Raw genomic sequence first — 12,928 nt, 5'->3', positions numbered from 1 at the left:
GGATTCGGGGAGCGGACATGACGGCGATAGAGACGGATAGCGAAGAAGTTCGGATGATCGACGCCGGTGCGGCGCCGACGCGATTCGCGCGGGGCTGGCACTGCGTCGGACTCACGCGGGACCTCAACGACGGCAAGCCGCACCCGGTGCACGCGTTCGGCACCAAACTGGTGGTCTTCGCGGACAGCCAGGGCGAGCTGCAGGTGCTCGACGCGTACTGCCGGCACATGGGTGGCGACCTGAGTCAGGGCGAGGTCAAGGGCGATTCGGTGGCGTGCCCGTTCCACGACTGGCGGTGGAACGGCAAGGGCAAGTGCACCGATATCCCGTATGCCCGCCGCGTGCCCCCGCTGGCCCGGACCCGGGCGTGGACCACGATGGAGAAGGACGGACTGGTGTTCGTCTGGCACGACCCCGAGGGCAACCCGCCGCCGCCGGAGGTCACGATCCCGGACATGAGCCAGCCCGGTGAGGAGTGGACCGACTGGGTGTGGAAGTCGATCACCATCGACACCAACTGTCGCGAGATCATCGACAACGTGGTCGACATGGCGCACTTCTTCTACGTGCACTACGGCTTTCCCATCAAGTTCAAGAACATCTTCGAGGGCCACGTCGCCACGCAGTACTACGAGGGCGTCGGTCGGGAAGACATGCGCCGGGCCGGGGCGGAGAAGACCACTCCGATCGGAAACGACTCCGTGGCGGCGTACTACGGGCCGTCCTTCATGGTCGACGAACTCAAGTACCGCTACCCCGACTTCGACATCGACTCGATCCTGATCAACTGCCACTACCCGATCACGCCGGACAAGTTCGTGCTCATGTACGGCATCAAGGTCAAGCAGACCGACGAGATCCGGGGCGAGGAGGCGCAGGAGTTGGCCGCCAGCATGGCGTCGTACATCACGATCGGCTTCGAGCAGGACGTCGCGATCTGGAAGAACAAGACCCGGATCGAGAATCCACTGCTGTGCGAGGAGGACGGGCCGGTGTACCAGTTGCGTCGCTGGTACGAGCAGTTCTACGTCGACGTCGCCGACATCACCCCGGACATGGTGAACCGCTTCGAGTTCGAGATGGACACCACCAAGCCCGTCGCGGCCTGGCAGCGGGAGGTCGCCGAGAACATCGAGCGTCGCACCGCCGCGGCCGCCGCATCCAACTAGTTTCCGCAGGTAAGGGGCGTAACGGTTAGGCGGCGAGGGGAATAACGCGTCGCGGGGCCACGGTTCTTCGGTTATGGCGAAAACCGTGGTCGCGAACGCGTACGGAGGGCCGGAGGTCCTCGAGGTGGTCGATCGGGACATCCCGCCGCCCGAGTCCGGGCAGGTGGTGGTGCAGATGAGGGCGATCGGGGTGAATCCGGTCGACTACAAGCTCTACAACGGCAGTTTCGGACATGACCCAGCGCGACTGCCCGTCCGTCCGGGCGTCGAAGGCGCCGGCGTCGTCATCGCGGTCGGTGACGACGTCGACGCGGTTCGCGTCGGCGACGAGGTGATCGCGTACGCCGGGGAAGGCGCCTACGCCGAGCAGGTGGTGCTGCCGGCGGAAGACGTTCTGCCCAAACCGGACGCGTTGTCGTGGGAGTCGGCGGCGGGCCTGCTCGTAGCGGGCGGAACCGCCATCGACGCACTCACGGTGACCGGTGTCGGGGAGGGCGATGTCGTCGTCATCCAGGGCGCCGCCGGCGGGGTCGGCGAGTTGGCCGTGCAGTTGGCGGTCGCACGGGGTGCGGTGGTAGTCGGGGTGGCATGGGAGAGGCACCACGACTTCCTCCGCACCCTGGGGGCGCTGCCGGTGCTGCCCGGCGAGGGGTTGCCCGAGAGGATCGGCGCGATCGCCCCCGACGGGGTGGACGCGGTGATCGACACGGTCGGTAGCGACGAGGCTGTCGACGCGTCGCTCGCGTTGGGAGCCCCGCGGGACCGGATCGTCACCATCGTCGCGTTCGGCCGGGCGGAGCAGGACGGCTTCCTGTCGATCGGCGGGGGAAACGAGAACAGCGCGAGGATTCGCCGTGAAGCCCGCCCGCTGCTGGTGGACATGGCCGGCGACGGTGGTCTCGACGTCGCCGTCGGAACCAGGTTCGCTCTCGTCGACGCGGCCGAAGCGCACCGGGCGCTCCGGAAACCGCATGCGCGTGGGAAGTTCGTGCTCCTGCCCTGACCCGAACAGTGCCACGGAAAGGGATGGCGGCCACCAGCGAGCGGCGTCGATCAGCTCCGCGTGAATCGGTGCGCCTGCACACCGTGCAGATGACCGGGCGGCAGTTTGCGCCCGCTGACGGCGAGCAGGACGTCCTGCGCAGATCCGGTGACGGGGCTGCCCGAGCCGAGCGTGAAGTCCAGGTCGGTGGCGCGCAGCTCGACGCCGTCGAGGTCCACGCCGAAGTACTTCAGGTTCTTCGGCGTCACCCCGTCGAGGACCAGTTGCAACCGCTCGAGCGGCACCTGCCGGTCGAGTCCGAGCCCGACGGTGATGTCGAGGCCGTGGATGACGTCGTGGGACAGCGCGCCGGCGAACCCGCCGCCCGGGGGCTTCCACGGGTGGTGGACGTTCTCCCGCAGACACGAGACGAGTCGGTCGGAGGCGACTGCCTCGGCGTCGCGTCGCGCCGCCCGGTCGGAGAAGCGGTTGAAGTTGCCTCCCGCCATGACGATTCCCAGGACGATGCGTGGCGTCGAGTAGCGGTACGGCATCGTCGTGTGGGCAATCACCTCGCGGACCCGCCAGCCCTCACACAGCGTCTGGCGATTCCACAGGTCCGCCGGGAGCGCGGCCAGCAGGTCCGCCATCTCTCCGCGTTCGGCGGCGATCATCGCCTGGATGCTCGCGTCGGTGGTCTCGTTCATCGCATACCTCCCGTTTCGTCGATCGTGCCCGGGGCACCCCTCGATACTGACCGACGGAGGAGAAGAAACTCATCGCGGGTGCGTCGTCAGCGTCGCGGTGACTTCGCGATCGCGAGGGCCATCACCGCCGCGATCGCGCACAGCCCGCCGGCGACGAAGAAGGCGGCGTCGTAGCCGCCGAAGCGGTCGCGGACCAGTCCGGCCAGGAACGCCACCAGTCCGGCGCCGATCTGGTGCGACGCCAGCACCCAGCCGAACACGATGGGGCCGTCGGCGCCGAAGTGCTTGCGGCACAGCGCGACGGTGGGCGGCACGGTGGCCACCCAGTCGAGGCCGTAGAAGATGATGAACGCGATCATCGGCGGGTGCACGGTCTGTGCGAACAGCAGCGGCAGCACCATCAGTGAGATGCCGCGCAGTAGATAGTAGATGCCGAGGAGCTTGCGGGCGTCGAAGCGGTCGGTGAACCAGCCCGACGCGATGGTGCCGACCAGGTCGAAGATGCCGATCACCGCGAGCAGGCTCGCGGCCGCCGTCACGGGCATGCCGTGGTCGTGCGCGGCCGGGACGAAATGAGTGCCGACCAGTCCGTTGGTGCTGGCGCCGCAGATCGCGAACGTGCCTGCCAGCAGCCAGAACACGCGGGTGCGCGCGGCCGAGCGGAGGACGCCGAGCGCCCGGCCGACCGCGCCGCCGGGTGCGTCCGGAGTCGCGGGCCGCACGTAGTCGGCGGGGGCGCCGTACGGCGTGGTGCCGACGTCCTCGGGACGGTTGCGCAGGAACAGCAGTACCAGTGGCACGACGGCCAGCGCGGCGAACGACACCGTCACCGACACCGTCTGCCAGTCGTAGCGCTCGGCCAGCGTCGCGAGGACGGGCAGGAACACCAGCTGCCCGGCCGCGCCACCGGCGGTGAGGATGCCGGTGACCAGTCCGCGGCGTGCGACGAACCAGCGGTCGGTCACCGTCGCCACGAAGGCGAGTGCCATCGATCCGGTGCCGAGGCCCACCAGCACGCCCCACAGCAGCACCAGCTGCCACGTCGTGGTCATGAACACGGTCAGGCCGCTGCCGAGCGCGATCAGCGCCAGCGCGGCGGTCACGACCTTCCGGATGCCGAACCGTTCCATCAGCGCCGCCGCGAACGGCGCCGTCAGCCCGTACAGCACCAGGTTCACCGACACGGCCGCCGAGATACTCGCCCGGGACCAGCCGAAGTCGTCGTGCAGCGGGTCGATGAGCACCGACGGTGCCGCCCGGAATGCGGCGGCGCCCACCAGCGCCAGGAAGGCGACGGCGGCCGCGGGCCAGGCCGGGTGGATCCGACGTACGCGCCCGGTCGGGGTGGTGCTCGGGGTGGATACGGGCGGGGCGATCTCGGAACTCACGGCGTACATTGTGGCCGCCGCCGGGCGGGCGGCGGCCACCGGTACGTCAGGGGAGCAGCGCCGCCGGGGTGCCCGGCAGACCCGGGTAGTAGGTGCCGGCCGACCAGCCGCCGTCGACGGCCAGTTCGGCGCCCGAGATGTACGACGCCTCGTCGCTCGCGACGAACAGGGTGGCCCGCGCGATGTCCTCGGATTCGCCGATGCGCTGCAGCGGCACACCGGTGTACTTGCTCTGCAGGTCGTCGCCGCGGAGGCCGCCGGGATTGCCGAGCGTGGTGTCCACCCCGCCCGGGTGCACCGAGCACACCCGGATGCCGGCCGGGCCGAGTTCGTAGGCGAGCGCCTTCGTGAGCCCGCGGACCGCCCACTTGCTGGCGGTGTAGGCGGCGAGCCCGTTGACGCCGCGCAGGCCGTCCACCGACGAGATGTTGACGATCACGCCGCGACCGGCGCGCTTCATCGTCGGCACGACGGTCTTGGCGCCCAGCAGGTTTCCGAGGACGTTGATGTCCAGCAGGCGCTCGGTCTTCGCGACGTCGATGTCCTCGATCGAAGACCAGTGCATGACCCCGGCGTTGTTGACCAGAATGTCCAGGCCGCCGAATCGTTCGACCGTTTGGTCGGCGAATGCGGTCCACGACGCCTCGCTGCTCACGTCGAGGGGCGCGAAGAACGCCGCGTCGCCCAGTTCCTCGGCCAGCGCGCGGCCCTTGTCCTCGAGCACGTCGCCGAGCGCGACACGAGCGCCCTCCGCGACGAAGAGGCGGGCCGTCGCGGCGCCCATGCCCTGCGCTGCGCCCGTGATGATCGCGATCTTGCCGTCGAGCCGTGCCATGCGTCCTCCGAGGTCTGCCTCGAACCGGACTGTCCGGTTCGAGGCAGACCATCTCGCGTCGGGGCGGGGATGTGAAGGACGCTTCTCGCTCAGTGGTACGGGTCACACTCCGGGTCAGTGCACGACGGTTCCGCCGTCCGCGATGATCACCTGCCCGGTGATGTAGCTGCCGGCATCGGACGTGAGGAGCAGTGCGGGACCGACCATCTCGTCGGGATCGGCGATCCGCTTCTGCAGCGATATCGTGCGCATCGCCTCGATGGCCTCGGGCGGATTGTTGCGGACCATGTCGGTGTCGACGGATCCGGGGGCGAGCGCATTGACCCGGATCCCGCGGGGCGCGAAGTCCGCCGCCATCGACCGGGTGAACGACAGCAGGGCGCTCTTGGCACCCGCGTACATCGCGACGCCCGGTGAGAACATGAACGCGCCCACCGAGATCACGTTGAGGACGGCCGCGTGCGGGCTGGCCTCGAGGTGCGGCAGTGCGGCCTGGGTGAGGAACACCGGGCCGCGCAGGTTGACGTCGTAGGACTTGGTCCATGCGTCGGGCGTGAACGCTCCCAGCGGCTGCGTGAGCGGGTTCGCGGCCGCGTTGACGAGGATGTCGATCCCTCCGAAGGTGTCGACCGAACGATCGACCAGCGTCGAGAGGTCGTCCAGTTCGCCGAGATGGGTGGGCACCCCGAGTGCGTTGCCGCCCATGTCCTTCAGATGCTGTTCGGCGCGCGCGCACGCCTCCGCCTTGCGGCTGGCCACCACCACGTTCGCACCCGCGGCCACGTAGGCCTCGGCGAGGGCGAGCCCGATGCCGCGGGTGCCACCGGTGACGACGGCGGTACGGCCGGTGAGGTCGAAGAGGCGAGTCAGTTTGTCGCGATTCACGGTCGGTCTCCTGTGTCCACCCAGGCGGGTTGTCTGCGTTCGATGAATGCGGCTGCGGCCTCGGCGAACTCGCCGCCGGTGCCGGCCAGGATCTGGGTGCGGTTCTCGAGTGCGATCGCCGCGTCGACGCTGCCCGCCGACGAGTTCGCGGCGAGGACCTGCTTGGTCATGGACAGGGCGAACGGGCTGTGGTTGCAGAGCGTCCGCGCGAGTTCGAGGGCCGCGTCGAGCAGTTCGTCGTCGGGCGCGATGCGCGTGACGAATCCGATGCGCTCGGCCTCCGTGGCGTCGAACTCCCGTGCCGTGGTGATCAGTTCGGTGGCACGTCCCGCGCCTATCAGCCGTGGCAGCGTGTAGCTGATGCCGATGTCGCAGCCGGAGACTCCGACCTTGACGAACTGCACCCCGAAGCGCGCCGACGCCCCGGCGATCCGCAGGTCGCACGCCGCGGCCAGAGCCAGACCGCCACCGAAGGCGGGCCCGTTGACCGCCGCGATCACCGTCTGCGGGAGCCGTTGCAGACGGGGGACCAGCGAGGCGATGTACTCCTGTGTGCGCATCCCGGCCGCGGGTCCGGTGAGTCCGGCTGCGGTGGGCGCCACGTGCGTCGAGTCCTTGAGGTCCAGGCCGGCGCTGAAGCCGCGTCCCGCCCCGGTGAGGATCACGACGCGGCACGAGTTGTCGTACTCGAGCTCGGTGAGCGCGGCGTGCAGTTCCTCGACGAGGGCGTAGCTGAGCGCGTTGAGCCGCTCGGGGCGGTTGAGGGTGAGCACCGTGACGGCCGGGTTGGGCCGGGATACGTCGATCAAAGGCATTCGGGCTCCGCTTCGTTCGGACCGGACGTGAAGTGTCCGACTATTACCCTTACACGACGTAAGATTATTTGTCAGTAGATCCGGCGGAGGAGTGTCGAGTGGGCGAGACAGGTGTGGGGCGGGGTCGTCCCCGCGACCGCGAGCGGCATCGTGCAGTGCTCGCCGCCGCCACCGAGTTGCTGATCGACGACGGCTACGAGGCGCTCACCCTCGCGGCGGTGGCCCGGCGGGCCGGCGTCGGGCGGCCGCTGCTCTACCAGTGGTGGGGCTCCAAGGCGGCACTGGTGCAGGAGGTGCTGTTCCGTGCCGAACCGCTCTCGGCGCGTGCGGTTCCCGCCGACGCGACCTTCGCGGAGACGTTCACCGCCATGGTGCGGGACATGGTGGCGCTGCACGCCCTGCCCCAGTACCGCCGGGGGCTGCCCGGACTCATCGGAGACATGGTCGCCGACCCGGCGTTGCAGGAGGCCGCCGAACGCCGGTTCATCGAGCCGGTACGGGCCCGGTACGTCGAGGTGTTCCGTCGCGCAATCGATTCCGGAGAGGTACGCGCCGACGTGGACGGCGGTGCGGTGCTCGACACCCTGCGCGGAGCCGTCACGATGCTGATCCTCACGCGGCCGTCGTGGAGCGAGGACGACCTCGTCGAGTACCTGGTTCGGCTGGTACTGGACGGGGTGCGCCCAACCTAGGCCCTGTCCGGTTGCCCGATAGGGTGTAACGCGCGAACCGGACACCGGAAGCACCCGGCGAGGTGACCGATCGCGCTACACGACCAAGCCTGAGGGGGAGTCATGCCCACGCTCGCGATGCTGTTCCAGGACCGACTCGACGCCGATGTCACCGAAGGAGCCCTGGCTGCGCAACTGCAGCTGGACTGGCCCGACGTCGACTTCTCCGGGCTGGCCGTCGGCGGGGACGAGTCCGCCGACCGTGATGCGCCGATGTGTCTCGACCTGGACGGCAAGATGATCGCGTTGCTGACGGTCCCGTCCCCGGCGGGTGACGACGTCGCCGAGATCGTCGAGCACAGCCGCCTGTGGCCGAACGAGGTACCCGCGCCGGCGGACTACTCGGCACACACGATTGTCACTGTCCTCGGCCGAGGGGACGGACACGAGGACGCGATCGCGGACGCCGTGTTGTTGTCCCGCGTCGTTGCGTCGATCATCGCGCTCACCGACACCGTTCGCGCTGTGTACTTCGGCAGTGCCGATCACGTCGTCCTGCCGGCGTTGTTCCGCGATCTCATGCTGGACACGCTGCCCGAACCGTCGTTGCTTGCATGGGTCGCGATCAACATCGGTGAGCGCCCGGACGGCGTGATGACCGGCCACACACGGGGTCTCGACATGCTCGGCCTCCCGGACGTCGAAATCCCGGAGACCCCCGAGTCCGCCGAGGACACCTTCGACCGCCTCACGAGCATCGCCTCGTACCTTGTCGAGCAAGGACCCGTCATCAACGACGGCGACACGATCGGCACCACCGAAGCCGCCGAGATCGTCGTCGACCACTCCCCGAGCGCCTTCGACCCCGACCGGACCGTCCTCCGCCTGAAGTTCGATGCCGACCGGAGCAAACGCAAGCGGGGTTGGTTCAGCCGTCGACGCTGACTTCGCACGGTGCTGTCCGGGCGTCGGGACGATCGCAGTCCGAGGTCAGCCCTTCGACGACTTGCGCCGCCGCGTGGTGAGCATCCCCACGAGCCACCCGATCGCGAAGATGACGAGCAGCGTCAACCACAGCGGCGCCGTCACCGAGATGAAGAACAGCGAGATCGATACGTCGTGCCGATTCTGGGCGACGAAGATGATCGCGAGGACGGCGAGCGCGAGTGCGGCCCACTGGGTCGGTGATACGCGGGTCAGGATCGAATCGGACTTCTGGGTGGTCATCGCCCGAGACTAACTCTCGCCCCTCGGAATTCCGATCAGATCCCGGCTGCGGCCGACACTGTGTCGTGCACCCATCGCTCGTACCGTTCGGGCGACCAGTCGCTGTCGAAGACCATTTGCGTGTAGATCTCCGGGCTGAGCAGGGCCAGTGCCACGTCGACGGCCTTGCCGGCGAGTGCCTCCATGAGGTGCTGCTGGACCGTGCGCCGCTGCTCGAGGCTGGTGCGCCACAGTTCGGCGACCTCGGCCCATTCGCGTTCGAGTGTCGCCACCGGTTCGTCGTCGCCGCGTACCCGGTGGTGGTGGTCGGCGCCCGCTTCGTCGATCCCGACGGCGGCCGGGTCCGCAACTACACCCGGCCCCGCGCGATTCCGCCGCCGCCGGAGGTGTCCGCCGACTATCGGCGATGCACGGGTAGCGCTGGCGCACTTGCAGTTCGGTGCCACCGCATCCGCAGCGCGATAATTCGATTGCGGCACCACCGACGGGAACCTAGGGTTCACGACATCCGGCACACGGCCGGTCCCTGCGCTGGTGAAAGTGGTGAACTATGCCCCGGACAACCGCCGAGTACCTTCACGCTCCCGTGAACTGCTCAGGCCGGTGATCCGACGACGACATCGGGTCTTCCGTCCGGTGTGAGCTTCTCGCGGGATCGACATGCTCGGCAATCGCTGCCGTTCAATCGATCTCACGGAGGAGAATCCGCGTGTCCCATCGAGGCACACCAATTTCACATCTCTCGACCTTCACCTGCATCCGCTGCGGACTCGCCGTGTCTCGGGCGACGCCGGACGCGGGCCCGCGCACGCACTGTCCGAACTGCCTGGCGGGCAAGCACGGCTCGACCGCCGAGCAGCGCTGCGGTTCGCGGACCCACCCGATCGCCATCGCCGTGCTCCGCGACGGTGACTGGATGCTGATCCATCGCTGCACCGGTTGCGACCGGTTGTCGGCCAGCCCGGTGGCCGGCGACGACAACCAGTTGCTGCTGGTGCGGATCGCGGTGAAACCCTTGGCGCAGCCGCCGTTCCCGCTCGAGCACCTCGCCCAGTTGTAGCGCGGGGAGGAGTTCGAATGGCACGCAGGAACATCGGAGCCGGACGACGGCAACGCGGCAAGCCGGTGCACAGGGACGGCCCGACGCGGCGCGGCTCGTCGTTCCGGTGCGTCGGGTGCGGGCTGGACGTGCCGATGCGCGCGCCCGGCACCGCTCATCGCAACCATTGTCCGCACTGTCTGTGCAGTCGGCACGTGGACCGGACCGTACCCGGCGACCGCGCGTCGTCGTGTCGGGGCCGGATGGACCCCATCTCGATCACCGTGCGTGACGGTGGCGAATGGGTGATCATCCACCGCTGTGCCGGCTGCGGGTGGATCGGTTCGAACCGGTCGGCCGGGGACGACAGTGCGCTGGCGTTGGTACGGATCGCGGTTCGTCCGATCGCGCGGAGCGGACTGCTCTTCGGTCACGAACGCTGACGCTCTGACTCGATTGCCGTGCAGAACCCGCCCGATAGGGGCAATGTGGACGGCAAGCGCAGCGCGGCGTCGAAACGGAAACGCCTGCTCGGACTGTCCGGGTGGGCGTTTCCGCCCTTCCGCGTTGCAGAAGGGAGTGCCCGGTTTGGATTTCCAGACCTTGTGGGATTTCGTGTTCGAGCGGCGCCAGCAGCTGCTCACGGACTCGTACCTCCACGTCAGTGCCGTCGTCCAGTCGGTGGTCATCGCCGGGATCATCGCGGTCCTGATCGGGATTGCCGTCTACCGCAGTCCCATCGGGTCGGCGGTCGCGACGGGTTTGGCGAGCACGATCCTGACGTTGCCGTCGTTCGCCCTGTTGGGCCTGCTCATCCCGATTCTCGGGCTGGGCGTCGCGCCCACGGTGACGGCTCTGGTGCTGTACGCGCTGCTGCCGATCATCCGCAACACGATCATCGGCCTCGCGTCGGTCGATCCCGCGATCACCGACGCGGCCCGCGGGGTGGGGATGAACCGGTTGCGCGTCCTGGGCCGGATCGAACTGCCGCTGGCCTGGCCGTCGATCCTGGCCGGCATCCGGGTCAGCACCCAGATGCTGATGGGCATCCTCGCGATCGCGGCCTACGCCAAGGGCCCGGGCCTGGGAAACCTGATCTTCTCCGGGTTGTCCCGCGTCGGCAGCCCCACCGCGGTGCCGCAGGCGCTCACCGGAACCGTGCTCATCGTCATTCTCGCGCTCGTTCTCGACGGACTGTTGGTCCTCGTCGGGCGCCTCACCACCTCCAGGGGGATCCGTGACTGAACTGCTACCCGCCGAAGAACAGACCGGCAAGGGCGTCGAGATCGTGCTCGACGACGTCGTCAAGCAGTACCCCGGGCAGGGCGTTGCCGCCGTCGACGGGGTGTCGATGACCATTCCCGCCGGCGAGATCGTCGTGTTCGTGGGGCCGTCGGGCTGCGGGAAGACCACCACGATGCGGATGATCAACCGGCTCATCGAGCCGACGTCGGGCACCATCACGATCGCCGGCCGCGACACCCACTCGATCGATCCGGACCGGCTGCGGCGGGGGATCGGCTACTCGATCCAGCAGGCCGGGCTGTTCCCGCATCTCACGGTGGCCAAGAACGTGGCCACCGTCCCGGGCCTGGTCGGGTGGGAGAGGAAGCGCATCGCCGAGCGCACCGACGAGATGCTCGACCTGGTGGGCCTCGATCCCGATACCTATCGGGACCGGTTCCCGCGCCAGCTCTCCGGCGGTCAGCAGCAACGTGTCGGGGTGGCCCGGGCCCTGGCGGCCGACCCTCCGGTGCTGCTGATGGACGAGCCGTTCGGGGCCGTGGATCCGATCACGCGCGGGCTGTTGCAGGACGAGCTGATGCGCCTGCAGTCGGAGCTCGGCAAGACCATCGTGTTCGTCACCCACGACTTCAACGAGGCGGTCAAGCTCGGCGATCGGATTGCCGTGCTGGGCAGTCAGTCCCACATCATGCAGTACGACACTCCCGAGGCGATCCTGGCGAATCCCGCCAACGACATGGTCGCCGGGTTCGTGGGGGCGGACGCCTCGCTCAAGCAGCTCACGCTCACCCGGGTCCGGGACGTCGAGATGACGGACTGTCCCACCGCGTACCGGGACGGCTCCGTGGCCGACCTGCGCCGGGCGCTCGCGCAACAGGACGCCCACTGGGGGCTGATCCTGGACCACCGCGACCGCCCGCTGCGGTGGGTGTCGCCGGCGCAGCTCGCGTCGGCGGCGTCGTTGCAGGACATCGGCGAACCGGTGGGCGAGCTGGTGTCGGTGCAGTCGACGCTGCAGGACGCGCTCGAGGCGCTGCTGGTGCAGAGTAGCGCGTCGGCGGCGGTCACCGGCCGGCGCGGCGAGTTCGTCGGGCTCATCACGATCGACACCCTGGTGCAGGCGCTGCAGGAGATGCGCGAGGAACACGCCGACGATCATGTCGACGCCCAGAACAGCACTGCCGGTGCGGCGGAGGACTCGTCGAAATGACCACGCAGACACCGGCTGCCGCGCAACGCGCCGAACGGGCCAGGCTCCTGGTCCAGCCGCTGCTCGTGCTCCTGCTGGTGGGGGGCGTGCTGGGGTGGGCCTTCACCCGCGATCTCACTGCCACCCAGCAGGCGAGCATCAGCATCGGCAACATCGCGACCCTCACGTGGCAGCACGTGCTCATCACCGTCGTGGTGGTCCTGATCGTGCTGGCGCTCGCGGTGCCGCTCGGTACCCTCGTGACCCGCCCCGGATTCACCAAGCTGGCACCGGTATTCGTGGGAATCGCCAACATCGGCGCGTCCGCCCCGGCGATCGGCCTGCTGGTGCTGTTCTACCTCGCGACGCGGACGACGGGGTTCTGGATCGGCGTGCTGCCCATCGCGTTCTACTCGCTGCTGCCGGTGCTGCGGAACACGATTCTCGGCTATCAGGAGGTGGACCCGGCCCTCGTCGACGCCGGACGCGGACAGGGGATGTCGGCGCTCGCGGTGCTGCGGCGGGTGGAGTTCCCGTTGGCGGTGCCGTACATCCTGGCCGGGCTGCGGACGTCGCTGGTCCTCGCCGTCGGTACGGCGACGCTGTGCTTCCTGGTGAGCGCGGGTGGCCTCGGCATCCTCATCGACACGGGATACAAGTTGCGCGACAACGTGACCCTCGTCGTCGGTGCGGTGCTCGCGGTCGCGCTGGCGCTGCTGGTCGACTGGCTCGGTGCCCTCGCCGAGACGTACCTCGGGCCGAAGGGGCTGCGCTGA

Annotated in this window: 16 protein-coding genes; 9 read left to right on the top strand and 7 right to left on the bottom strand. The window is 68.9% G+C overall.

Annotated features, from left to right (window positions below; all coding sequences use genetic code 11):
* Positions 1–17 precede the first annotated feature (17 nt).
* Positions 18–1,169, top strand: coding sequence for a Rieske 2Fe-2S domain-containing protein (locus tag J2X34_RS10910; protein ID WP_429517133.1), 1,152 nt, complete (start codon positions 18–20; stop codon positions 1,167–1,169).
* Between the two features lie 73 nt (positions 1,170–1,242).
* Complete coding sequence (locus tag J2X34_RS10905; protein WP_429517131.1) at positions 1,243–2,172, top strand: NADP-dependent oxidoreductase; 930 nt, start codon at positions 1,243–1,245, stop codon at positions 2,170–2,172.
* A gap of 50 nt (positions 2,173–2,222) precedes the next feature.
* Here the strand turns inward: J2X34_RS10905 and J2X34_RS10900 are convergent, their stop codons facing one another.
* The 5 genes from J2X34_RS10900 to J2X34_RS10880 form a co-directional block, all read right to left on the bottom strand.
* Positions 2,223–2,858: a maleylpyruvate isomerase family mycothiol-dependent enzyme gene (locus J2X34_RS10900; protein ID WP_181818927.1), complete on the bottom strand. Its 636-nt coding sequence runs from the start codon at positions 2,856–2,858 to the stop codon at positions 2,223–2,225.
* An 86-nt stretch (positions 2,859–2,944) separates the two neighbouring features.
* Positions 2,945–4,246, bottom strand: coding sequence for an MFS transporter (locus tag J2X34_RS10895; protein ID WP_429517129.1), 1,302 nt, complete (start codon positions 4,244–4,246; stop codon positions 2,945–2,947).
* A gap of 46 nt (positions 4,247–4,292) precedes the next feature.
* Positions 4,293–5,081 carry an SDR family NAD(P)-dependent oxidoreductase gene (locus J2X34_RS10890; protein ID WP_429517127.1) on the bottom strand — a complete coding sequence of 263 codons (789 nt, stop codon included), beginning with the start codon at positions 5,079–5,081 and terminating at the stop codon, positions 4,293–4,295.
* 114 nt (positions 5,082–5,195) lie between these two features.
* The gene (locus tag J2X34_RS10885) at positions 5,196–5,966 is read right to left on the bottom strand and encodes an SDR family NAD(P)-dependent oxidoreductase (protein WP_429517125.1); all 771 of its coding nucleotides are present in this window, start codon (positions 5,964–5,966) and stop codon (positions 5,196–5,198) included.
* The gene (locus J2X34_RS10880) at positions 5,963–6,781 is read right to left on the bottom strand and encodes an enoyl-CoA hydratase/isomerase family protein (protein ID WP_114723915.1); all 819 of its coding nucleotides are present in this window, start codon (positions 6,779–6,781) and stop codon (positions 5,963–5,965) included. The genes J2X34_RS10885 and J2X34_RS10880 overlap by 4 nt, the downstream gene beginning before the upstream one ends.
* A 98-nt stretch (positions 6,782–6,879) precedes the next feature.
* On the opposite strand from J2X34_RS10880, the gene J2X34_RS10875 reads away from it, so the two are divergent.
* Together J2X34_RS10875 and J2X34_RS10870 are read left to right on the top strand one after the other, a co-directional pair.
* Complete coding sequence (locus J2X34_RS10875; protein WP_429517123.1) at positions 6,880–7,473, top strand: TetR/AcrR family transcriptional regulator; 594 nt, start codon at positions 6,880–6,882, stop codon at positions 7,471–7,473.
* Between the two features lie 102 nt (positions 7,474–7,575).
* Positions 7,576–8,397 carry a DUF4261 domain-containing protein gene (locus tag J2X34_RS10870; protein WP_174913801.1) on the top strand — a complete coding sequence of 274 codons (822 nt, stop codon included), beginning with the start codon at positions 7,576–7,578 and terminating at the stop codon, positions 8,395–8,397.
* A 45-nt stretch (positions 8,398–8,442) separates the two neighbouring features.
* On the opposite strand, the gene J2X34_RS10865 is transcribed toward J2X34_RS10870, so the two are convergent.
* Together J2X34_RS10865 and J2X34_RS10860 are read right to left on the bottom strand one after the other, a co-directional pair.
* Positions 8,443–8,679 (bottom strand): lipopolysaccharide assembly protein LapA domain-containing protein, encoded by a 237-nt coding sequence (locus J2X34_RS10865; protein WP_114723913.1) that lies wholly within the window; start codon positions 8,677–8,679, stop codon positions 8,443–8,445.
* 35 nt (positions 8,680–8,714) lie between these two features.
* Positions 8,715–8,951: a hypothetical protein gene (locus tag J2X34_RS10860; protein WP_429517120.1), complete on the bottom strand. Its 237-nt coding sequence runs from the start codon at positions 8,949–8,951 to the stop codon at positions 8,715–8,717.
* A gap of 437 nt (positions 8,952–9,388) precedes the next feature.
* On the opposite strand from J2X34_RS10860, the gene J2X34_RS10855 reads away from it, so the two are divergent.
* The 5 genes from J2X34_RS10855 to J2X34_RS10835 all read left to right on the top strand — a co-directional run bounded on the left by J2X34_RS10855 (position 9,389) and on the right by J2X34_RS10835 (position 12,928).
* The gene (locus J2X34_RS10855) at positions 9,389–9,739 is read left to right on the top strand and encodes an RNHCP domain-containing protein (protein ID WP_114723912.1); all 351 of its coding nucleotides are present in this window, start codon (positions 9,389–9,391) and stop codon (positions 9,737–9,739) included.
* A gap of 17 nt (positions 9,740–9,756) precedes the next feature.
* Positions 9,757–10,161: an RNHCP domain-containing protein gene (locus J2X34_RS10850; RefSeq protein ID WP_429517118.1), complete on the top strand. Its 405-nt coding sequence runs from the start codon at positions 9,757–9,759 to the stop codon at positions 10,159–10,161.
* Between the two features lie 145 nt (positions 10,162–10,306).
* The gene (locus J2X34_RS10845) at positions 10,307–10,963 is read left to right on the top strand and encodes an ABC transporter permease (RefSeq protein WP_114723965.1); all 657 of its coding nucleotides are present in this window, start codon (positions 10,307–10,309) and stop codon (positions 10,961–10,963) included.
* A complete protein-coding gene (locus J2X34_RS10840) occupies positions 10,956–12,173 on the top strand; it encodes an ATP-binding cassette domain-containing protein (protein ID WP_429517116.1) in 1,218 nt (405 codons plus the stop codon). Before J2X34_RS10845 ends, J2X34_RS10840 begins: the two co-directional genes overlap by 8 nt.
* On the top strand, positions 12,170–12,928 hold the full coding sequence (locus J2X34_RS10835) for an ABC transporter permease (RefSeq protein WP_114723909.1): 759 nt from the start codon (positions 12,170–12,172) through the stop codon (positions 12,926–12,928). Before J2X34_RS10840 ends, J2X34_RS10835 begins: the two co-directional genes overlap by 4 nt.

It is taken from the genome of Rhodococcus sp. BE178 (assembly GCF_050433545.1).
Lineage (GTDB): Bacteria > Actinomycetota > Actinomycetes > Mycobacteriales > Mycobacteriaceae > Prescottella.
The sequence above is the reverse complement of the archived record's forward strand: the minus strand, read 5'-3'. Positions and strand labels throughout refer to the sequence as shown.

Coding starts and splice junctions, on each gene's coding strand:
- J2X34_RS10910 (WP_429517133.1), top strand. CDS start 18: ATGACGGCGATAGAGACGGATAGCGAAGAAGTTCGGATGATCGACGCC.
- J2X34_RS10905 (WP_429517131.1), top strand. CDS start 1,243: ATGGCGAAAACCGTGGTCGCGAACGCGTACGGAGGGCCGGAGGTCCTC.
- J2X34_RS10900 (WP_181818927.1), bottom strand. CDS start 2,858: ATGAACGAGACCACCGACGCGAGCATCCAGGCGATGATCGCCGCCGAA.
- J2X34_RS10890 (WP_429517127.1), bottom strand. CDS start 5,081: ATGGCACGGCTCGACGGCAAGATCGCGATCATCACGGGCGCAGCGCAG.
- J2X34_RS10880 (WP_114723915.1), bottom strand. CDS start 6,781: ATGCCTTTGATCGACGTATCCCGGCCCAACCCGGCCGTCACGGTGCTC.
- J2X34_RS10870 (WP_174913801.1), top strand. CDS start 7,576: ATGCCCACGCTCGCGATGCTGTTCCAGGACCGACTCGACGCCGATGTC.
- J2X34_RS10865 (WP_114723913.1), bottom strand. CDS start 8,679: ATGACCACCCAGAAGTCCGATTCGATCCTGACCCGCGTATCACCGACC.
- J2X34_RS10850 (WP_429517118.1), top strand. CDS start 9,757: ATGGCACGCAGGAACATCGGAGCCGGACGACGGCAACGCGGCAAGCCG.
- J2X34_RS10835 (WP_114723909.1), top strand. CDS start 12,170: ATGACCACGCAGACACCGGCTGCCGCGCAACGCGCCGAACGGGCCAGG.